The following is a 751-nucleotide window of genomic DNA, read 5'->3' as shown; positions in this document are numbered from 1 at the left end:
GATTGGCGAAAATGTGCCTTACCGCTACTCGCGCCTGAGCAACCCGACCCGTCAGGTATTGGAAGATACCGTTGCCGATTTGGAGCACGGTGCGGCCGGCTTTGCGTTTTCCAGCGGCATGGCGGGGATTGATGCCGTGTGGCGTACTTTCCTGCGCCCGGGCGATACCATTGTCGCCGTCGCAGATATTTACGGCGGCGCTTATGATTTATTGGTCGATGTTTATCAAAAATGGGGTGTGAACGTTGTTTTTGCCGATTTGGGCAATCCGGATAATTTGGATGAGCTGCTCAAAGCACACAATGTCAAACTGGTTTGGCTGGAAACGCCGTCCAATCCGCTTTTGCGCTTGGTAGACATCAAAGCGCTTGCCGCAAAAGCCAAAGCAGCCGGTGCGCTGGTCGGCATCGACAACACCTTTGCCACGCCGTATCTGCAACAGCCGTTGGATATGGGTTGCGATTTTGTGTTCCATTCCGCTACTAAATATTTGTGCGGCCATTCCGACGTATTGATGGGCATAGTCGTTGCCAAAACCAAAGAGCTGGCTCAGCCTTTGCACGACATGATGGTGCATACCGGTGCGATTGCAGGCCCGATGGACTGCTGGCTGGTGTTGCGCGGTATTAAAACGCTGGCTCTGCGCATGAACGCCCATTGCCAAAACGCACTCGAAATCGCACGCCGTTTGGAAGCTCATCCTGCCATTGAAAAAGTGTTCTATCCCGGCCTGCCGTCTCATGAACATTAC

At 53.4% G+C, this 751-nt stretch carries 1 protein-coding gene; it reads left to right on the top strand.

Annotated elements, in window-relative coordinates; all coding sequences use genetic code 11:
* Positions 1-751, top strand: a 751-nt coding sequence (locus tag ACTHUM_RS16360; RefSeq protein WP_440403474.1) for a trans-sulfuration enzyme family protein, incomplete at both ends; no start/stop codon positions are given.

The sequence above is a fragment of the Neisseria sp. P0021.S006 genome (assembly GCF_051956895.1).
This window is presented reverse-complemented; position numbering and strand designations above follow the sequence as displayed.